This window comes from Scytonema sp. UIC 10036, from assembly GCF_009725235.1.
Genome location: NZ_WJFC01000145.1, coordinates 12,050 through 33,172, shown reverse-complemented (window position 1 = coordinate 33,172; position 21,123 = coordinate 12,050). Strand labels below are relative to the sequence as shown.

Annotated in this window: 14 protein-coding genes; 10 read left to right on the top strand and 4 right to left on the bottom strand. The window is 39.0% G+C overall.

Annotated elements, in window-relative coordinates:
• Nucleotides 1-100: 100 nt before the first annotated feature.
• Entirely contained in the window at nucleotides 101-1,201 is a 1,101-nt protein-coding gene (locus F7734_RS42765; protein ID WP_155750454.1) for an ArsA family ATPase, read from the bottom strand.
• 142 nt (nucleotides 1,202-1,343) lie between these two features.
• A complete protein-coding gene (locus F7734_RS42760; RefSeq protein WP_155750453.1) occupies nucleotides 1,344-1,538 on the bottom strand; it encodes a DUF2862 domain-containing protein in 195 nt (64 codons plus the stop codon).
• A 280-nt stretch (nucleotides 1,539-1,818) separates the two neighbouring features.
• On the opposite strand from F7734_RS42760, the gene F7734_RS42755 reads away from it, so the two are divergent.
• The 10 genes from F7734_RS42755 (at nucleotide 1,819) to F7734_RS42710 (ending at nucleotide 13,932) form a co-directional block, all read left to right on the top strand.
• The gene (locus F7734_RS42755) at nucleotides 1,819-2,082 is read left to right on the top strand and encodes a hypothetical protein (RefSeq protein ID WP_155750452.1); all 264 of its coding nucleotides are present in this window, start codon (nucleotides 1,819-1,821) and stop codon (nucleotides 2,080-2,082) included.
• A gap of 462 nt (nucleotides 2,083-2,544) precedes the next feature.
• Nucleotides 2,545-3,294: a glycosyltransferase family 2 protein gene (locus F7734_RS42750; RefSeq protein ID WP_155750451.1), complete on the top strand. Its 750-nt coding sequence runs from the start codon at nucleotides 2,545-2,547 to the stop codon at nucleotides 3,292-3,294.
• 554 nt (nucleotides 3,295-3,848) lie between these two features.
• Nucleotides 3,849-4,694, top strand: a complete 846-nt coding sequence (locus tag F7734_RS42745; protein ID WP_155750456.1) for an ABC transporter permease — start codon at nucleotides 3,849-3,851, stop codon at nucleotides 4,692-4,694.
• A 175-nt stretch (nucleotides 4,695-4,869) separates the two neighbouring features.
• Nucleotides 4,870-6,264 carry an ABC transporter ATP-binding protein gene (locus tag F7734_RS42740; protein WP_155750450.1) on the top strand — a complete coding sequence of 465 codons (1,395 nt, stop codon included), beginning with the start codon at nucleotides 4,870-4,872 and terminating at the stop codon, nucleotides 6,262-6,264.
• Nucleotides 6,261-6,938 carry a class I SAM-dependent methyltransferase gene (locus F7734_RS42735; protein WP_155750449.1) on the top strand — a complete coding sequence of 226 codons (678 nt, stop codon included), beginning with the start codon at nucleotides 6,261-6,263 and terminating at the stop codon, nucleotides 6,936-6,938. Before F7734_RS42740 ends, F7734_RS42735 begins: the two co-directional genes overlap by 4 nt.
• A 20-nt stretch (nucleotides 6,939-6,958) precedes the next feature.
• Nucleotides 6,959-8,407, top strand: coding sequence for a class I SAM-dependent methyltransferase (locus F7734_RS42730; protein WP_155750448.1), 1,449 nt, complete (start codon nucleotides 6,959-6,961; stop codon nucleotides 8,405-8,407).
• Complete coding sequence (locus F7734_RS42725) at nucleotides 8,400-10,796, top strand: glycosyltransferase (protein WP_155750447.1); 2,397 nt, start codon at nucleotides 8,400-8,402, stop codon at nucleotides 10,794-10,796. The genes F7734_RS42730 and F7734_RS42725 overlap by 8 nt, the downstream gene beginning before the upstream one ends.
• Before the next feature lie 80 nt (nucleotides 10,797-10,876).
• Nucleotides 10,877-11,785 (top strand): class I SAM-dependent methyltransferase, encoded by a 909-nt coding sequence (locus F7734_RS42720; RefSeq protein WP_155750446.1) that lies wholly within the window; start codon nucleotides 10,877-10,879, stop codon nucleotides 11,783-11,785.
• 273 nt (nucleotides 11,786-12,058) lie between these two features.
• Complete coding sequence (locus F7734_RS42715; protein ID WP_155750445.1) at nucleotides 12,059-13,531, top strand: hypothetical protein; 1,473 nt, start codon at nucleotides 12,059-12,061, stop codon at nucleotides 13,529-13,531.
• 32 nt (nucleotides 13,532-13,563) lie between these two features.
• Nucleotides 13,564-13,932 carry an EamA family transporter gene (locus F7734_RS42710; RefSeq protein WP_347566379.1) on the top strand — a complete coding sequence of 123 codons (369 nt, stop codon included), beginning with the start codon at nucleotides 13,564-13,566 and terminating at the stop codon, nucleotides 13,930-13,932.
• Between the two features lie 91 nt (nucleotides 13,933-14,023).
• Here F7734_RS42710 and F7734_RS42705 read toward each other — a convergent pair whose 3' ends face one another.
• Nucleotides 14,024-18,349 carry an Ig-like domain repeat protein gene (locus F7734_RS42705; protein WP_155750444.1) on the bottom strand — a complete coding sequence of 1,442 codons (4,326 nt, stop codon included), beginning with the start codon at nucleotides 18,347-18,349 and terminating at the stop codon, nucleotides 14,024-14,026.
• A 580-nt stretch (nucleotides 18,350-18,929) separates the two neighbouring features.
• Nucleotides 18,930-21,119 (bottom strand): hypothetical protein, encoded by a 2,190-nt coding sequence (locus F7734_RS42700; protein ID WP_155750443.1) that lies wholly within the window; start codon nucleotides 21,117-21,119, stop codon nucleotides 18,930-18,932.
• Nucleotides 21,120-21,123 lie beyond the last annotated feature (4 nt).

The window sequence follows — 21,123 nt, the reverse complement described above, 5'->3', positions numbered from 1 at the left end:
TTGTTGTTTGTTGTTGGATCATACATTATAACAACTAACCACTAACCACTAACCACTAACCACTAACCACTAACCACTAACCACTAACCATTCCCAATACTTAAAATGAGATTATCAAATAATTATTTTGAAACTTTGCACCAGTTATGGGTTTGCCATTGAGGGCGGGAGGTAGGGAAATATTCCTTCGCTGATCTCCTGCTTCTACTGTGACTTCTGGTCCGTACTGGGTAAGTTTGACTTGTTTTTTGTCAAATCCGGGCAAGAATAAGCGGACTTGCTTGGTGTTTACATCTATCTCAATGGGTTTGGGCGCTTTGACGGCTTGCTCTACAAAATTGGGTAGAGCATCTATCAGAGGTTGCCAGTCTCCTGTTTTGATATCGGGTACTACACTGACTGGGAGTGGGGTAAATTGCTCGCTCCAGTTAGTGGTTGTGTCGGATGATGTGAGGATAACTCCACCAACGGTTAAACCGATTTGTTGTGAACTGCCCCAAAGATAGCGAGTTGTTGCGACTTCAATAGGATCGTCGGCTGTGACTAGGAAAGCGGCAACTCTTTTGGGATCTGCTAGGGCGGCTTTTCCTCTATCTAACAAATTACTGACTTGGTTGGCTGGTTGGGCAAAGTTATCTGCTGTCCAATTGATGTTAAAAAAAGTGCTTATCAGTGGTTGAATTAAGGGGGATTCGGAAATTGTTTTTCCTATATCGGAATTGACAATCAATTGTCGGAAACGTCTTACATACCAACTGAGGGACTCTGGCATTCCTAACATCCGCACGGTGGTGGTGTCTCCCGTGCCATCGTAGATGATAACGTCATACTTACCGCTTTCGTCGTACTCTCGGATTGCGTTTAAGGCGAGAGCGCTATCCATTCCTGGCAAAACTGCCAGTTCTTGACCGTAAACTTCTTTCAAGATTGGGGTACGGAGGTATTGCGCCTCAAGTTTTTTGACTTCCTCCCAACTGCGTTCTAGCAGCACTGCAGCTTGCAGTTGTACAACCTGCAAATGGGGAGCAATTTCTTTGGGGTCAGGACTCAGGGTGGTGTCTAGCAGAATTGGCAGTGCTGGTTCCGCTTGTCCTGCTAGGAGTACGCGATTTCCTTGGCTTGCTAATGATTTGGCAGCTGCGATCGCGACTTTTGTTCGAGCAGAACTGCCTTTTCCCAAAAATGTCAATATTAGGGACATTACTAGATTCCTATTGATACCGCCGATTCTTTTAACTTCAACTTAGCACTGGCTGATAGTTGCTTACATAATCCTCAGTTCTTATATGGCTTGCCCTCAAAGAGGGCATCTGCGCCAACAGCGAACAGGGATGGAGTTCCCTTTACTGCACAACCTTGATCTCGTCTTCAAAGAACCAAGTGGCGAAGTTATCATCAAATTTTACGACGACGCCAACACCATATCCATCGGTGACTTTGTAACCTTCAATTGTGCCGACTTGTCCGAGCCTTTTGGCAATAGGGGGAGAAACGCGATCGCGCAAACGGAAGACTTTAACCTTTTGTCCAATTTCCATGCTAGTTTACAAAACGATAAACCAAGACTCAGTTTAGCGGAATCTGGTACTTAGAGTTAATGGTTAGTGGTTAGTGGTTAGTGGTTAGTAGCACAGTAGGTAGGGCTATGCCGCACAATAGTCAACAGTGGGCAGTGCTACGTGTTTAAGTAATCTTCTAGTGGGAGAGAGTAGTAGGGGCGCGGCGGCAAGAGCGCCCGTACAACGGATGCGATCTCAGCGGTTAGCAGCGCGTTAGGCAAGGTTCTTGTGAAGGCAATACTTGTCGGTTAACCTAAAAATGCGAAAACACGTAGGTTGGGGAGCCAGCCCTGAACCGTGTGCGTGGCGCGAATGCGCCATAGGAGGGTTTCCCTCCGCACCTTTACTGGCGTTTGAGGAACGAAACCCGACATTTACAGACATTTGTTGGGTTTCACACACGGGTTTACCCCTACTACAAAAATTCGAGAGCCCTTGCAGTATTGCTTGTGAAGGAACAGAAGGTTTGTGGCGGCGTTGGTATGATGTTAATGGGCAACGGCTACCGACAAACGCAGAATGAGATGAGCAAGAACGCCAACGAGCTGAGCGACTAGCAAAGTATTTGTGCTCTCACCTTAATCGAGCCGGATAACTTGCCTCAGACATGAGACAATAACTTATACAACAGGAACTTTCATAAAAAGAAAGCTTCATGGAAAGAAATGTAAGCAGGTCATTATAAATCAACCTAGTTAGGCAAGACCTTCATTTGTGAGATAGCCCTAATGGAGAGCTTTTCTTCATCAGGACTAGGGAATTCGGAGAACGATTGTTTATTTGTCAGGGTTACAGCCATTTTCCAATTTCTCTTAGATATAAGTTGAAAAGAGTCAGCAAAGTTTCAAGACGCGAAAAAAGTATTATAATTTGCAAGACCTGGGAAATGTATTGTTGGCGAGATTCACTTTGAGTGATTCAAGTATCAATGCTTTCAAGCCTGAATAATTTGTGTGTGGTACAGAAGAGGAGTAAATAGCTTAATATGAAGTTATCTGTCATTATCCCCTGTTTTAATGAAGTGAAAACTATTCGTAAAGTAGTTGAAGCAGTCAAAGGATCTCCCGTGAAAAACCTAGAAATTATTATAGTAGATGATTGTTCTATAGATGGAAGCAGAGAACTGCTTAGAAGCAAAATAGAAACGCAAGTTGATAGAGTGATTTATCATCCAAAAAATAAAGGTAAAGGTGCGGCTTTGCGTACAGGTTTTGCTAATGCTACAGGCGATATAATAATTGTTCAAGATGCGGATTTGGAATACGATCCTCAAGAATATCCAATAATGATTCAACCTATCTTGGAAAATAGAGCTGATGTTGTTTTCGGTTCTCGTTTCCAAAGTGGAAGACCTCATAGAGTTGTCTATTATTGGCATAGATTGGGCAATGGGTTTTTGACAACTCTATCTAATATGTTCACTAATATAAACCTCACCGATATGGAAACCTGTTACAAAGCTTTTAGGCGTGAAATTATTCAAAATATCAAAATAGAAGAAAATCGCTTTGGCTTTGAACCCGAAATAACAGCTAAGGTTTCTAAAATGGGATGTCGCATCTATGAAGTAGGTATATCTTATTATGGTCGTACTTACCAAGAAGGAAAAAAGATAGGTTGGAAAGATGGTATTAGGGCTATCTGGTGCATTCTTAAATATAATTTATTTAGTAAGTCTGTAGTTTCTGTACCTGTTGTTGAACTTCAAAAAAATGCTTCAAGACAGTTACATTAATACAATTATTACTGGAAAATTAGCAAGTTCAAGTGAGTGTTACGCTGCTTGTGTTGTATCTGTAAATTCCAAAGACACAAGCAGGATTTTTATTTACGATGTTTGCAAAATGGAGTATTTCGCAATTATCAGCTTGTTCGCACTATTGTCCTAACCCGAAATTGTGATTCCTAAGCGGCGCTTTAGTAACAATCACTTTTTCCACCGCTGTTCTACAGCACGTCAGTAGATTTTCGCAACAGTCTGGTTTAAGCAACCTGATTAGTATGTGGTTTTGGTCGTAACTCTTTTGTAAATAGGTTGGTATAATCCGAATGAACAATGGATACTAACAAACACAGAACGGGTTGAGCAAGAACGCCAACGTGCAGAGCAAGAACGTCAGCAGGCAGACGTTTAGCACAATATTTGCACTTTTAGGAAATCGATCCGGGTAACTTGCCTTAAACGTGAGACAATAACTTATACAACAGGAACTTTCATACACAGTAAGCTTCATTGAAAGAAATTTGGTGTGTAGGTAATGAGTGAGGAAGCTGAAATTGATGCCAACGATGCGAGGAGTAGTGCGGAAGTTTGGAAGGCTGAGACGAGTACTGCCAGTTAGTGAAAGCTGGTGGGTAAAGTTTGATTTGCTTAGAAGCCTGGTGCGGCGAGATCTAGAAGCGCGATACAAAGGTTCTGTTCTAGGTAACTTGTGGCCTTTGTTGAATCAACTATCACAGTTACTCATCTACGTATATGTGTTTTCAATTGTTCTCAAGCTAAAAGTCAATCTTAAAAGCTTGCCGGACAATAATTTTACCTTTGGTTTGTGGTTATTTGCTGGATTACTACCCTGGATTGCTTTCAGTAGTGGTTTAATTCAGGCGGCAACTTCTGTAATTTTACAACCAAATTTGGTCAAGAAGGTCGTGTTTCCGCTCGCTTTATTGCCATTAGTCCCAATTTTATCAGCGTTTATTGAAAGTTCTTTTGGTCTAATAGCGCTGATTTTTTTTGTAGCGCTGACTTCTCATGCTTTGCATATAACTCTAGCACTTCTACCGTTAGTTTGGATACCGCAGCTGTTATTAACAGCAGGGTTAGGTTATTTTATGGCAGGGCTAACCGTTTTTTTACGTGATATACCGCAAACTTTAGGAGTCATTATAAACCTTTGGTTTTATTTGACACCAATTATCTATCCAGCATCAGCCATACCAGAACAATGGCGGTTTTACGTGTTTTGGTTGAATCCCATGACAGCAATTGCAGAAGTTTACCGAGATTTAATTTTGGTTGGAGAGGTGACACACTGGGGAGAATGGGAAGTAGCTTCATTGATTGCTATCGTTGTTTTTTGTGGTGGTTTGTGGTCTTACAAACGTCTGCAACCTGCTTTTGCTGATGTCTTATAAGCTTAAAAGCAATATGAGAGAACAGCAGGTAGGATTAAACAGCAGAATTCATGACGGTGCTATGATGTAAACATTTATGGTAAAAGTTGTAATCTTAGCTGAACAATTTAAGCAAAGATTAAAAAAAGCTTGATTTGATTGTGGTGTGTAAGTTTCAAGGATTAATAGCACAAGCATGAGCGAGGAAATCGTAATTTCCCTAAAAAATGTTTCCAAGTGCTACAAGCGGTATGCTCGTCCTGTAGATCGGCTTAAAGAGCTTTTGTTACCAGGTAAAAGCAGATCTGATGAGTTTTGGGCACTGAAGGATATTAATTTAGAAATTTATAAGGGAAAAACCATAGGGATTGTAGGGCAAAATGGCTCCGGGAAAAGTACGTTATTGCAAATTATTGCTGGAACTCTAACACCTACGACTGGTGAGGTTAAAGTTAGGGGCAGGGTGTCGGCACTGTTAGAGCTAGGCAGTGGATTTAACCCAGAGTTTACTGGACGGCAAAATGTATTTTTTAATGGGAGATTATTAGGGTTAAATCAACAAGAAATTGAAGATAGATTTGATGAAATAGCTGAATTTGCAGGAATAGGAGATTTTATAGATGAGCCAGTAAAATCTTACTCTAGCGGGATGTTTGTTCGTCTGGCTTTTGCGGTGGCAATTAATGTTAATCCTGAAATCTTAATCGTAGATGAAGCCTTATCCGTGGGAGATGGAGTTTTTGTACACCGTTGCATGGCAAAAATAAAAGATTTTCAGGATTCTGGAGGAACAATTCTGTTTGTGTCTCACGATATTGGTTCAGTGACACGCCTTTGTTCTGATGCTATATGGATTAATAATGGTCAGGTTGTTGAACGAGGGTTGCCCATTGATGTAAGTAAATCATATCAAGCTTGGATATATGAAAAAATTAATGAGGGACTCAAGAAAAAGTCAGATCATCTAACTGAGTCGTCGCCAATAGATGAGGAGATTGTTAAAGATCTAAAGGTCTGTTTAGAAGTTCAATCAAATTCTTCTGAAGATTTGAAGAGAAATCCATTTACGGAAAAACCTTACTTGTCATTTTCTAATGTTAAAAGATTTGGTACGGGACGTTGCGAAATTATTAGCTTAGATATTTTAAATTCCCAAAGGCAAAAAATCGGTTTTGTTATGCCTAATGATATTTTATTGCTCCAAGCAAAAATTCTTAGTCATGATGAAGTCGATAGACCAATTTTTGGCATTATGATGTTTGACAGATTAAGGGTGTCTATAGCTGGGTGGAATACAACACAGTATAACCATCAACTACCGCCATTTAAAAAAAATGAACTCATTTGTGTGTCTTTTCAAATAAAATGGCCTCATATTAAGAGCGATATTTACTCCTTGGAGCCAGCTATTGCCAATGGTAGCCAAGAAAATCACGAGATGATGGATTGGATTCAACATCCTGTGGCATTAGAATCAGGAGTTACAGAATTAACTTTTGGTTTTATAAGATTTTCTGATGTGAAAGTGGCTCATACAGTGGATAATTTTATAAATTTTGACATCTTATCTGTGAATACGTTAGTAAAATGATTTGCTATTGTTGTGGTTCAACGAGCTTCAAGGAACAAAACGTTCTTTGGAAAGAATTAATTGATGAATGGCGTATAGGGCACCATGAAGTTGAATATATAAATAGACAACAGGGGATGCATTGTACAGAGTGTAATTCTAATTTACGTTCCATCGCCTTGTCTGTCGCTCTTATGAGGTGTTTTGGTTACAAAGGTTTGTTTAAGGATTTTGTTACAGAAAGCAAAATTCAAGATTTACAGATACTAGAAATTAACGAGGCTGGTAGTTTAACTCAATTTTTAACTAAAATACCTGGTCATCATCTCAAAATATATCCGGAAATAGATATGATGAATATTAATTATGTGGATGAGAGTTTTGATTTGATCGTCCATTCCGATGTTTTAGAGCATATTAAACATCCAGTTCGAGGCTTATCGGAGTGCTATAGAGTCTTAAAGCCAGGGGGATACTGCGCTTTCACTGTACCTATGATTGTTGATAGGTTAACCTTGTTTAGAGAAGGGTTGCCTCCAAGCTATCATGGTTCTGGAGAGAATCTGGTCGATTTTTTAGTTTATGCGGAATACGGCTGCGATGCATGGAAACATATAATGCAATCCGGATTTCAGGAATGCCGGATTTTTTCTATTGAGTATCCTTCTGCTCAAGCATTAGTTGCCGTTAAGTAACAATACACATAGTAAATAGTATGGAATTTACAGGTGAGAGATACGTACCTTCTCTTGAGGGTGAAATTAAGTACGAACATTTACATAGATACGCTTTATGTATAGAATTTATTACTGGGAAAACAGTATTAGACATAGCTTCAGGTGAAGGGTATGGTTCTGCATTACTGGCAAAATATGCTCAATCAGTTACAGGGGTGGATATCAGCTGTGAAGCTGTAGACTATGCTGCCCATCAATATAGCAACTCTCATAATCTTAAGTTTATGGTTGGTTCATGTGACTCTATACCCTTGTTAGATAATTCAATTGAGGTCGTAACATCTTTTGAAACTATTGAGCATCATGATAAACATGAAGAAATGATTCTGGAAATTAAGAGAGTTTTGAAGCCTGAGGGAATACTAATTATATCGTCTCCCAATCGCTTAACTTATTCAGATGAACCCAATTATAAGAATCCTTTTCATATTAAAGAGCTTTACTATGAAGAGTTTATAAGTTTATTAAATCAACATTTTAAGTATGTGCAAATTTACGGTCAAAAATTAGCTGTAGGTTCTTTTATCTTTTCCCCTGAAAATGAAAAACAAAGTAGTTTCAAGGCATATACGGGAACTATTAATGATATCAGTAACAGAGTTTGTGCCTTAAAATCACCGCTTTACTTTGTTGCTGTATGCTCGGATGGACAATCTGTGACAAAACAAAGTATTGATTCAATCTATATTGATGGCTCTGATGATATATTGAAGAGATATTATACTGAATTACAAAAGTTGCATACTGAGAGGCAGCAGTTTCTGGCAAGCCTGGAGCAAATGCAACGCCAAGTCCAACAAACTCAAGCAGAATTAGAGCAATCCCAGTTACAAGTCCAACAAACTCAAGCAGAATTAGAGCAATCCCAGTTACAAGTCCAACAAACTCAAGCAGAATTAGAGCAATCCCAGTTACAAGTCCAACAAACTCAAGCAGAATTAGAGCAATCCCAGTTACAAGTCCAACAAACTCAAACAGCATTAGCGCAATCCCAGTTACAAGTCCAACAAACTCAAGCAGAATTAGAGCAATCCCAGTTACAAGTCCAACAAACTCAAGCAGAATTAGAGCAATCCCAGTTACAAGTCCAACAAACTCAAACAGCATTAGCGCAATCCCAGTTACAAGTCCAACAAACTCAAGCAGAATTAGAGCAATCCCAGTTACAAGTCCAACAAACTCAAGCAGAATTAGAGCAATCCCAGTTACAAGTCCAACAAACTCAAACAGCATTAGCGCAAACATCTTCTGAACTGAAAGTCATTAAAGCAGAATTAGAAAATTTGCAGTTTGATTTGCCACAAAATCATATACACCTGCAACAAGCACGGGACAGGATTACTGCCATGGAAAGCAGTAAATTTTGGAAGATGCGTAAAGCATGGTTTAATTTAAAACGAGCATTGAGGATAAAAGCAGATGAGTGAACAGGAACAGTTACAACCACACATAGAACTAGTTCAAACACAAGTAGACTTCTTATTGCAGTCCAAATTGCAGAGTACTGAAACTCAACTACAACAAACGCAGCAAGAATTAGAGAAACTCCAATCGGAGTTAAGTAGGCTTCAAGGAAAATTACACTTATTCCAGTCTATCATTACTGCAATGCAAACCAGTAAATTCTGGAAGCTCCGGACGGCGTGGTTTAAGCTAAAAAAAATCTTGAGGATTTCATATCCACAGGAAATTGTCAATTTATTTGCTGTAGAAGATAATTCCACAAACGCGCTTGCCTTTTCTTCAAAATTAAAATCTTTATTATCATCCTCTCAGTCAGAAGATAACAAGTCTTCTGTAATGCCTGTTCATCTCGAAAGTTACAAAAAAGAAGTTAGTAAAATGTATTTGAGTACATTAAAAAGTTTTTTGTACTCAAGATTTATACTAAATTTACCCTATTCCCAAAATCCTTTGGTCACCGTTATACTGATTTTACATAATAGAGCGGAATTAACACTACAGTGTTTGCGCTCATTGTGTGGAAATACTTCTCTTCCGATGGAAATAGTAATAATAGATAATTCTTCTTATGATGATACTCATTTATTACTAGAAAGAATAGAAGGTGCAAAAGTAATTTGTAATAAGCAAAACTTACATTTTCTATTAGCTGCTAATCAGGGAGCAGCAGTAGCAAAAGGAAAGTACATTTTATTTCTCAATAATGATGCTCAACTACAACCAGGAAGCATTGATTCTGCCGTAAAAACTATAGAAATGTCTGATGATATTGGGGCAGTTGGTGGCAGAATTATTTTGATGGATGGTTATTTACAGGAAGCAGGTAGTATTGTTTGGCAAGATGGTTCTTGCTTGGGTTATGGTCGTGGAGATTCTCCTTTTGCTCCTATGTATATGTATAAGAGAGATGTAGATTATTGTTCGGGAGCATTTTTACTAACCAAGCGAGAACTATTTCTTCAAATGGGTAGCTTTGATACAGATTACAAACCAGCGTACTACGAAGAAACAGATTATTGTTTACGGCTATGGCAAATGGGTAAGCGAGTGGTTTACGACCCTGATGCAGTCATATTACATTATGAATTTGCTAGCTCAAAGTCAAGTGATGTTGCCATACAATTGCAAGCTACTCATCGCGAGATATTTATCAAAAAGCACAGTAAATATCTTCAGGAACATCATTTAGAGTATAGTTCGAGTCTTGTCCTAGCAAGAAATGCAAATAAAGTCAGTCCTCGTGTTTTATTTTTAGATGATAGAGTTCCGCATTCATATTTAGGTAGTGGATTTCCTAGAGCAAGAGAGATCTTGTTAGCTTTGCTTGAACTAAAATATCTTGTAACTTTTTATCCTTTAGATTTGTGCCAAGAGCTATGGGACAGTGTATACCAAGATATTCCTAAAGAAGTAGAAGTTATGATTAATTATGGTGATAGCAAACTGAAAGATTTTCTACAAGAAAGAAAAGGTTATTATGACATAATTATTGTCAGTAGACCGCACAATATGCGAAGTTTTAAATCTTTTTTAGAAAAACATCCTGATTGGTTTTTAAATACAAATATAATATATGATGCTGAAGCAATTTTCTCGATTCGAGAAGTAGCTCAACGTAGATTAAATGGGGAAAAGGTATCTAATAGTGAGTTAGAGAATTTAATTCATAAAGAATTGCAATTAGCACAAGGCGCAAATGCAATTATTTCCGTATCAGACGCAGAGCGCCAGCAATTTTGTAAATATGGATTTAAAAAAGTTTATTCCCTCGGACATACAGTACCCTTAACAGCAACTGAAAATTCTTTTGAAAAGCGACATAACATTTTATTTGTAGGTGCGATACATGATTGTTCAAGTCCGAATGCAGATTCAGTGTGTTGGTTTGTGGAAAAAATATTTCCACAAATACAAAATATGCTAGGGCAAGATATAAAATTTTTGATTGTGGGTTCAAACAGCTCGGAGAAGATTGTTAACCTTGCTAATGAGAATATTAAAGTTATTGGCAAAGTAGAAGATTTGACTGATTACTACAATCAATCGCGTATTTTTGTTGCACCAACTCGATTTGCAGCAGGTATTCCTTTTAAAGTACATCATGCGGCTGCTTTTGGATTACCGATAGTTACAACCTCATTGATAGAATCTCAAGTGGGTTGGCAAGATGGTGTTGAGTTGCTAGCCGCTGATGAACCTAAAAATTTTGCTGAAAAATGCGTTGAACTTTACACAAATCGCCATTTGTGGGAATCTATTAGGCGTAATGCTCTGAAACGAGTTCAAAATGAATGTTCAAAAGAGTCTTTTGTTTTGGCTCTAAAAAATATTCTTGAAAAAAACGTATCATAATAATGTAAATTTTAGTGGAGGAGTCAAGTGTTGTTTTTTACTTTTTCTAGTGTCAACAACAGGTTAATTAGAGTGTTACTATGAAAAGTCAAGCCAAGAAATTTATTAAAAGTTTACCTTACTTCAAACAATTCTTTCAAGAGTTACATCAATTGCGGCAGCAAGTTCATCAGCAGGAACATAAGTTAAAGACACAAGAAAAAGAGATAGAGCGATGCTATCTGCAACTTAATCAGCAGGAACATAAGTTAAAGACACAAGAAAAAGAGATAGAGCGATGCTATCTGCAACTTAATCAATTAGACCTTAAAAAGTCTCAATTGCAAATGTGGGTACCTGCGGGACACTACTATTCACCTATTCCATCAATCAATGAGATTAAGCTGAAAGAAAAACAGATTTGGAATAACTCAGAAAAGCAAGTTCTAGGCGTTGACTTAAACGAGCAAGAGCAAGTTAGTTTATTGAATGAATTACAACAGTACTATCAAGAATTGCCTTTTGATTCTTCTAAAAAAGAAAACCTGAGATATTTTTTTGAAAATCCTGCTTATTCCTATTCTGATGCCATCTTTCTATATTCCATGATTAGGTATGTAAAACCAAAGAGAATAATTGAAGTTGGCTCTGGGTATTCATCTTGCGTTACTTTGGACACTAATGAATTATTTTTCAATAATACTATATCTATTACCTTAATTGAACCTTATCCAGAACTGGTAAGATCTCTTATGAAGGAAGAGGATAAAAGTAGAGTAGAAATTATTCAAAAAAATTTACAAGATGTCAGTTTAAATATTTTTTTAGAGCTGATGCCAGGAGATTTTTTGTTTATTGATTCTACTCATGTTGCTAAGATAAATAGTGATGTAAACTATATTTTTGCTCGAATTCTTCCTAGTTTAAACAGTGGAGTATATATTCACTTTCACGATATTTTTTATCCCTTTGAATATCCTAAAGAATGGATATATGAAGGCAGAGCTTGAATGAAATTTATTTATTGAAAAGTTTTTTACAATATAATCACTTTTCAAAATAGTATTATTTAATACTTTTTTAGAAGATTCTATCAGGAATTCTTTATAGAAAAGATGCTTTATGCATGAAAAATCCTGGTGGAAGTATCTGGTTAAAAAAAATATAGTAGATAAGTACAAGTTGGAAAAATGAAGCTATGCCAATTAACCAATTAATTCCTAAAAACTTGTTAAATTTCTAGATAGTTTCAATTAAAACAGCGTCTATCTTAGTAAATTCAAATGACGTACAAAAATCTTTTTACTGTTCTTGATAAATCTCTGCCATATATCGGTATTATCCTGATAATATCCTTATTTCTCAAAAGTTTCATTGACATAGACGGAACTTGGGATACATGGAACTATCATTTGCCTTTTGCAGCACGCCTTTGGGGTCTAGTTCCCCCAGAAGAATACATTTTTGAAAATCAAATTGAGTACAGATATCAAGGCTTTCCACTTCTTCCCGAATTTTTTCAAGGATTCTTTTGGTTTATTTTTAATCGTGTTCAAGCAACTAACTTAGTCTGCTTTACTAGTTTTTTGGTATACCTATTCTTTTTGAAAAAATATCTACAAATTCCCGTGCATCTTTCGGCTATATCACTCTTAGCTGTTCCTATGGTTCAAATACACTCTACATCTTCTTATGTTGATTTATTCACCAATATATGCATTTCTATCTTAATAATGATGACTTATTTATTTTATACTAATCAAATTAATTATACGAAAAACAATGGGTTTGTTGTATTTGCTGCTGCTGCTTGTGCAGCTAATTCTAAATTACAAGTTATACCTATAATTTTGCTAGCTCTTTGCTTTATGATAGGTAAATTTGTTTCAGCAAATTTAAATAGATTTAGAAATCAGCATATAAAAAAGAAAGAAATTATAATTTTTCTCTCGCTCGGTCTAATTGGATTTTTCGTTATTTTTTGGACTCCTATTAAAAATACTGTACTTTATGGAAATCCAGCTTATCCTGTCAAAATCGAAGTCTTGGGTACACCTCTAAATTATAGAGAAGGTATACCAAATGATGTGCCAGACTACCTACAAAATTCATCAAGAATTATTAGATGGATTTATTCAATATTAGAAGTTAATGCTTTTGACGCAAAACGTTCTGTACTATGGGTAATAGATCAAGGTAATGTGACACCTGGCTCAAAAGCATGGGTTATGGGTGGCTATTTTGGAATTTACGTGTTAATAAATATAGCTATAATTGGATATATATCTTGTAAGAAGAGTTCATACAAGAGTAAAGCTGCTATATATTTTTTTATAATAATTTCTTCGATCACAGCAATAATGCCTCAGTCCCATGTACTAAGGTTTTATATGTACTGGATAATTTGTTTAGTATCCTTAAATTTACATCTAATATGTACCGATCACTTAGTTCCTAATGAAAATAAAATGGTTAATGTCAGAAAATTAGGTCTGACATCCTTTTTATTCCTTACTCTTGTTATCTTAATGACAAAAGGTACGTATATATTACCGCATTTTTACAGTTTGGATGCACGTAAGAGAGCGATGATTGACAATAGGGTTTTAGAGCAAATTCATCAAGGTGATAAAGTGTGCATTGTTGGGAAGCAACCAGATACGTTTTTATACGCTTCTAAGTTTTATAAAACTACTTACTCAATAAAAGCTGCTCATAATTCTGAGGAATGTGGCTTACGTAAGGTTATTCAATAATATTATTAAACAATCAGTGTGAGGAAAATTCTGTGACACTGCAAGAATTTTTTTTATTAGTTATGTCCGTTCTAACTAGCGTTACAGGGCAGTTTTTTTTAAAAGCTGGAGCAACTAAGTTAGGAAGGGTTAGTGTTGATAATGCTGTCAGCCATATCCTAAGCATTATTACAATACCCGAGCTTATATTAGGATTAGCAAGCTATGCTATTGGTGCTCTAGCATATATACTTCTACTGACGAGAGTTAACTTAAGCATAGCCGGTCCATCAGTGTCCTTAGTCTATGTTTTTTCGGTCTTGTTAGGTTACTTTGTATTTAAAGAATCCATACCTACTAGCCGATTGGTGGGTTTAAGCTTGATTGTCACTGGAGTCATATTGATAGTTTGGAAAAAATAAACTACAGCTAAGAATAACTATGCACCTCGATATTCAACTATATATCGAGGTGCAAAAATCAGCCCTTAGAAAAAGCAGCTGAGACTAGCAGTTAGTTAATGCCAAATCGACCTTCAGCCCGCCCGTAAAGGATGAAATGTTCAAATCCAGTCTTGAAAAATCCTTGAGTGACAGCATCAGCTACATCTGAGTATCTAGTCAAGTAGAATTGTTCGTTATAAATTTTGCTGGGACGACGACCTTCTTTTTGTCCATGTTGGATAAAGTGATCTAAACCAGACTTAAACAATCCTTGAGCAACAGCACCAGCTACATCTGAGTACTCAGTTAAGTAGTCATGTTCGTCAAATAGTTGAGGGAAGAAAGTTCGTGCCTCATATTGTCCGTATCGCACAGCATGTTGCACCCCACTCTTCAAGTTTCCTTGTGCAACGGACTCCACTATATCTGAGTTGGCAGATAGATATTCACCACTATTAAAGTCACTTACAGGATTGCGGTTTTCAAACATCCCAAAACTAACGAAGTGATCGAACCCACTCTTAAAAATCCCTTGAGTCACGGCACTCTTGGCATCTAAGTTATTGTCTAAGTAGTAAGCTTCATCAAAGTTAGCGGTGGGATTGCGTCCTTCTTTTTGTCCATGAAGCAGGTAGTGTTCAAATCCACTATTGAATGCATTTGTCTTGACTGCGGCGAACACATCTTGGTTTTGTGCCAAGTAGTAACCTTCGTCAAACGATAGCATTCTCAAATCCCGGTGCTCATTAAACCCATAATTAATAAAATGCTCAAAACCACTACGCATTTGTCCTTTGGCAACCACTGCTGCTACATCTGAGTTTTGGCTTAAGTACAGGCTATTACTAAAGATTACGCTGGGATCTCGACCCTCGAACTTGCCATACTGTAAGAAGTGTTGTAAGCCACTAGTGAATTGACCGTTAGCAACTGCCGCCGCTACGTCAGAGTTATTTGCAAGGTAGTAGTTGTTGTTAAATAACAAGTTGGTTAAGTCTTTACCTTGATTGACCCAAAGGTGGAGCTGGCTGTCAAAGTTAAAAGAACCCCATTTAACTGTAGTCTTGATATCACTATTACTGGTGGCAAAATTGCTGTCACCGCTATAAACTGCTTTGATGTTGTGAGTACCCACACCTAAAGCATTAGTAGTTAAGCTGGCGCTGGTGGCGTTTGGCTCTAAGTTAACAGTACCCAAGATAATGTCGCCATTCATAAATGTGATGCTACCTGTTGGAGTACCGCTCTCTTGTGTCCCTATGCTAACATTGCCCGTTAAAATGACAGATTGACCGGGAACCGCTAAAGTTACTGATGTTGTGCTTGTCGTGGTAGTTGGTCTTGCGGCTCGAACGTTAACTGTTGCGTTACTGCTGCCGTTGATTGGCTGAGTCGAGTTACCAATTTGCAGTGAATACTCAAGAGTACGCTGAGCCGTGTTTGGTGTAGTGCTGGTATCGTTGTATGCAACTTTGCTCAGTACTGACTGGTAATTAGTAACAGAATCATCCCCCGTGAGGGTTAATATACCCGCGTTGTTGTCGTAGTTCCAAGTAATATTGGTGCCCGCAATTAGACCACTACTACTTTGACCCAATATGCTTAAAACATCTTCGCTGGAGCTGAAGCCATCTTTAATTGCAACTTTTCCACCTGCAACAATAGCATTTGAATCGGCATTGCCAATACTCAACTGTGGCGCGATCGCAGTTGGTGCATCATTCCTGGTATAGGTGATATTGCCAGAAACATTGAATGAGGGGAGGTCGTCGTCAACGATTGTGGCTGTAAAGACATTATTCTGGGGACTGAGTTGGGCATGAGTCGGTGTCCCCATTGCGATATTCACTGTTTTATTGGCTGTAAACAGAGTGTCGTTTGTGGGGGTGAGGGTAACGCTAGCTGTTGTTTGATTTGCTCCAAAGGTAATAGAAGCAGGGATATTGTAATCTATACCATTTGTTGCTGCCCCAGATAACGTCAGTGGGACTGTGACTTCACTGGAAGTTGCCACATCAAGTTGGGCTTCAATGGCCAGGTTATTATTCTCAGCTACATTTGCATTGGTGGTTGTGAACTTGACGAATGGAACGTAGGTAATTGTTGTGCTGCCATTACCATCAACCCACTGCGGACCACCAGCTTGCAATGAATATCCAACAGTACGTGGCGTCGTGTTAGCGCTGGTGGGATTGCTGTAAGCCACTTGGCGCAGTGCTGATTGGTATTGTTCAACAGAGCCAGTACCAGTCAGGGTTAATACACCGTTGCTGTAGCTCCACTGAATACTCGTATTAGCAATGGTACCAGAGGTGCCGCTTTGTCCCGCTATGCTTAAAACATCTTCGCTGGGAAAGCCATCTTTGATTGCAACTTTTGCACCTGTAAGAGTCGCATTTGGATCGACATTGCCAACAGTCAATGACGGTGCGATCGCAACTGCAGGAGCGTTCCTAATGTAATTGATGCCAGAAACATTGGAGAACGAGGGGAGGTCGTCATCAACGATTGTGGCTGTAAAGACATTATTCTGGGGACTGAGTTGGGCATGAGTCGGTGTCCCCATTGCGATATTCACTGTTTTATTGGCTGTAAACAGAGTGTCGTTTGTGGGGGTGAGGGTAACGCTAGCTGTTGTTTGATTTGCTCCAAAGGTAATAGAAGCAGGGATATTGTAATCTATACCATTTGTTGCTGCCCCAGATAACGTCAGTGGGACTGTGACTTCACTGGAAGTTGCCACATCAAGTTGGGCTTCAATGGCCAGGTTATTATTCTCAGCTACATTTGCATTGGTGGTTGTGAACTTGACGAATGGAACGTAGGTAATTGTTGTGCTGCCATTACCATCAACCCACTGCGGACCACCAGCTTGCAATGAATATCCAACAGTACGTGGCGTCGTGTTAGCGCTGGTGGGATTGCTGTAAGCCACTTGGCGCAGTGCTGATTGGTATTGTTCAACAGAGCCAGTACCAGTCAGGGTTAATACACCGTTGCTGTAGCTCCACTGAATACTCGTATTAGCAATGGTACCAGAGGTGCCGCTTTGTCCCGCTATGCTTAAAACATCTTCGCTGGGAAAGCCATCTTTGATTGCAACTTTTGCACCTGTAAGAGTCGCATTTGGATCGACATTGCCAACAGTCAATGACGGTGCGATCGCAACTGCAGGAGCGTTCCTAATGTAATTGATGCCAGAAACATTGGAGAACGAGGGGAGGTCGTCATCAACGATTGTGGCTGTAAAGACATTATTCTGGGGACTGAGTTGGGCATGAGTCGGTGTCCCCATTGCGATATTCACTGTTTTATTGGCTGTAAACAGAGTGTCGTTTGTGGGGGTGAGGGTAACGCTAGCTGTTGTTTGATTTGCTCCAAAGGTAATAGAAGCAGGGATATTGTAATCTATACCATTTGTTGCTGCCCCAGATAACGTCAGTGGGACTGTGACTTCACTGGAAGTTGCCAGATCGAGTTGGGCATTGACAGTCAGGCTACCGTTCTCGTTGACAGTCGCATTGGTAGTTGTAAAGTTAACTAAGGGAATGTAAGAACCCGTGAATGTATTAGTTTTGAAGTTGTTAATTTCGTGAACATTCGTCGATCCCCCAGTAGAAGCTGAAAAACCAAATTTAAAGGTTTGCGGTAAGGAATTATTACTTGTCGTAACGTTAAAGTTGTCGATAAGTTTTTCATTTGTCTCAAAAGTCCCATTCTGATTCAGATCCATTTGAACGGACACCAACCCTCCTGGAGTGATGTCAATCTGAACTTTTTGTTTGGAATCACTACGTTGAGAAGTGTTAGTGTTATCGATACTGTTGCCAGAAGGCAGTTGCTTTCCTGTCAAATATTGATACCCCGTTTTCTCACTACCTCTGATTACAACAGAATCTTTTATTTGACCCACTCCACCGTTGCCATATCCTGAAGCGGAGAAATTACCAAACTCATCAAACCCAATACCGATGTAACCTCCAACGATACCAGCTGTGCCGGTAGGAGAGTTAGAGTACCCAAGTGAACCACCAGGTGCGCCAGCTTTTGTTGGATTTGCACTTCCATCAATCAAGAAGAAACTGATTCCATCTGCACCACTTCCTCCATAGGAGTAAAGGTCGAAGTTAATGGAAAGACCGCTAGCGCTGTTAATAGGTTGGTTGTATATAACGAAAGATGCCTGATTGGCGCTATTGTTTGTAAGCCTGAGGGCACCATTATCAGGCGCGTCAGTCCCTCCACCAGGTAATCCTCCTTGTGCAGATGGGGTAGTTTGACTGCGAGCAGTCAAGAAGGGGTCTAAAGCAAGTCCACCACCGTTACCGTAGATCCAGCTGTACTGATTAACGTCGCTACCTGTAAAGCTTTCATTTAAGATAAGTTGATTGTCCATCTTAGAAATTCCAATATAGTTGACAGTTTCAGTAAATGCTAAGATTGAAATGAGTTAATTTGATTTAACAAATCACTGCAAAAAGCCTTAGCTACGAGAGCTTTAATAAGACTGACTTAAGAATAAAAACAGACCAAAAAACATCGATAAATTTTTCGTTTACCGAAACCCAAACTTAGAACTCTTTAGGAGAAGAAGTAATAATATTTAAGATATATGGCTGTTAGAGTCAAAAAAATTATGGCTTAGTTCAGTTATGTCTTATAATTCTATTAACTCAAATTTACTAGGTTCAATCTACGCTACAGTTTCTATAAAAGAGAATAGTGAATTTACGGATTTTAAAAATACTGGTATGATAAATTCTCGTAAAACTCTAAGTTCTTATAATTTGATTGCTTTGAACTATAAAAAATTTCTCTTATATCTAAATATATAAACGTAACTCGAAGCAACTATGTGTCTTGTATTTTAACTATGAAACTCATTTTTAAGTATAAACACGCAAAATAAAGTAGAGAAACTACCCTAAGGGTGTTTTCTCCCCCTCACAATCCATAAAAACTGCTAACTTTACCAGTTAACCAACGCCCAATCGACTTTCAGCTCGTCCAAACAAGATGAAGTGTTCAAACCCACTCTTGAAGACTCCTTGAGCAACCGCGCTAGCTACATCTAAGTACCTGGTCAAATAGAAGTTTTCATCGTAAGAAGTACTGGGGCGACGACCTTCTCGTTGTCCGTACAAAGTATAATGGTCTAATCCACCTGTCAATGTATCTTGAGCAACAGCACTAGCCACATCTGGGTTTTGCGTCAAATAATACTGTTCGTCAAATACCTGTGGTAAGAAAGCTCGCCCTTCATATTTTCCATACCGGACAGCATGTTCTGTTCCACTTCTTAAGAAGTTACCTTGTGTGACTGAGGCCGTTACATCTGAGTTTGTAGACAGATACTGGCTGTTGTTAAAAGTACTGATGGGATTGCGTCCCTCAAATATTCCAAACCGAACGTAATGATCGAACCCACTTTGAAACCCGCTTTGAGTGACAGCACTATTGACATCCGGGTTGTTAGCTAAGTAGAACGCTTCATTAAACTCAAGACTGGGATTGCGCCCTTCTTTTTGTCCAAACAGTAGGTAGTGTTCAAACCCACTATCGAATCCCCCTGCTTTGACTGCTGCAAATACATCTTGATTTTGGGCTAAGTAGTAACCTTCGTCAAACGATAGCATTCTTAAATCTCGATGTTCGTAAGACTTGAATCCAAAATTGACGAAATGTTCAAAACCACTGCGAACTTGCCCATTAGCAACAGCTGCTGTTACATCTGGATTCTGGCTTAAGTACAAGCTGTTATTGAATATTACACTGGGGTCGCGACCCTCAAACTGCCCAACCTGTTGGAAGTGTTGCAAACCACTGCTGTATTGACCGTTAGCAACAGCAGTCGCTACATCAGGATTATTATTTAGATAATACTGGTTATCAAATAACAGGTTGACCAGGTCATTGCCTCGATTGACCAAAACGCGGAGCTGGTTTTCAAAATTGAAAGACCCGAGTAATGAGGGGTCATCATTGTCGAGGATTGTGACTGTAAAAGAATTGTTTTGAGGGCTGAGTTGGGCATTGATTGGTGTCCCCAATGCGATCGCAACTGTTTTATTAGGTGCAAGCCCTGTATTATCTACAGGTGTCAGGGTGACGCTAGCTGTTTGCTGATTTGGTGCAAAGGTAATAGAGGTGGGAATATTGTAATCAACACCGTTAACTGCTGTACCCGATAAAGTCAGAGGTACACTGACTTCACTTGAAGTTGGGCGATCGAGTTGGGCAGTTATTGTTAAGTTACCATTCTCCGGGACAGTATTCACATTGGTAGTTGCAAAGTTCACCAAAGGAATGTATGAACCCGTGAGGGTATTCGTGCTAAAGTTGTTAATTTCATGGAAATTGGTCGAGCCGCCCGTTGCTGCTGAAAAACCAAATTTAAAAGTTTGCGGTAAGGCAGCATTGTTTGCTGATGCCGCAGTCACATCAAAATTTGTAATCAGTTTTTCATTGTCATCAAAAACATTATTGTTATTTAGATCCATCTGAACCGACACCAACCCTTGTGGAGTGATGTCAATCTGAACGTTTCGTTTGGAATTATCGCGAGTTGCACCACTACCAGGGTTATCAATACTGGTGCCAGAAGGCACTGTAGTTCCTATCAGATATTTGTAATTTGTTGCCTGACTCCCTCTGATAGCAACAGAATCTGGAGAGACGCCCGGACCACCCGAACCATATTCTGGAGCAGAAAAGTTACCAAACTCATCAAAGGCAACACCAATATAACCTCCAACTATGCCATCTCCAATAGGGTCAACACTCCTCGAAGAGTAACCAAGCGAACCACCAACTGCGCCAGCTGTGGTTGGATTTGCACTTCCATCTATCAAGAAGAAACTGATTCCATCTGCACCAGTTCCCCCATAGGAGTAGAGGTCAAAGTTAATGGAAAGACCACTAGCTCTGTTGATGGGCTGGTCGTAAATGACAAAGGTACTCTGAAACTGCTCATTATTGGTCAGCCGGAGGGCACCACTACCGTTCGCATCGATTGCCGTTGCTCCACCAGGCAAACCCCCCACTGGTGCCGATCCGCTACGAGCAGTTAGAAAAGGGTCAAGAGAGTTTCCAGCGCGACCAAATATCCAGGTATTTTGGGTAACATCGCTACCTGTAAAGCTTTCGGTTAAAATGTTGTCTGCCATAATT

Coding starts and splice junctions, on each gene's coding strand:
- F7734_RS42765 (WP_155750454.1), bottom strand. CDS start 1,201: ATGTCCCTAATATTGACATTTTTGGGAAAAGGCAGTTCTGCTCGAACA.
- F7734_RS42760 (WP_155750453.1), bottom strand. CDS start 1,538: ATGGAAATTGGACAAAAGGTTAAAGTCTTCCGTTTGCGCGATCGCGTT.
- F7734_RS42755 (WP_155750452.1), top strand. CDS start 1,819: ATGCGAAAACACGTAGGTTGGGGAGCCAGCCCTGAACCGTGTGCGTGG.
- F7734_RS42750 (WP_155750451.1), top strand. CDS start 2,545: ATGAAGTTATCTGTCATTATCCCCTGTTTTAATGAAGTGAAAACTATT.
- F7734_RS42745 (WP_155750456.1), top strand. CDS start 3,849: ATGCGAGGAGTAGTGCGGAAGTTTGGAAGGCTGAGACGAGTACTGCCA.
- F7734_RS42740 (WP_155750450.1), top strand. CDS start 4,870: ATGAGCGAGGAAATCGTAATTTCCCTAAAAAATGTTTCCAAGTGCTAC.
- F7734_RS42735 (WP_155750449.1), top strand. CDS start 6,261: ATGATTTGCTATTGTTGTGGTTCAACGAGCTTCAAGGAACAAAACGTT.
- F7734_RS42730 (WP_155750448.1), top strand. CDS start 6,959: ATGGAATTTACAGGTGAGAGATACGTACCTTCTCTTGAGGGTGAAATT.
- F7734_RS42725 (WP_155750447.1), top strand. CDS start 8,400: ATGAGTGAACAGGAACAGTTACAACCACACATAGAACTAGTTCAAACA.
- F7734_RS42720 (WP_155750446.1), top strand. CDS start 10,877: ATGAAAAGTCAAGCCAAGAAATTTATTAAAAGTTTACCTTACTTCAAA.
- F7734_RS42715 (WP_155750445.1), top strand. CDS start 12,059: ATGACGTACAAAAATCTTTTTACTGTTCTTGATAAATCTCTGCCATAT.
- F7734_RS42705 (WP_155750444.1), bottom strand. CDS start 18,349: ATGGACAATCAACTTATCTTAAATGAAAGCTTTACAGGTAGCGACGTT.
- F7734_RS42700 (WP_155750443.1), bottom strand. CDS start 21,119: ATGGCAGACAACATTTTAACCGAAAGCTTTACAGGTAGCGATGTTACC.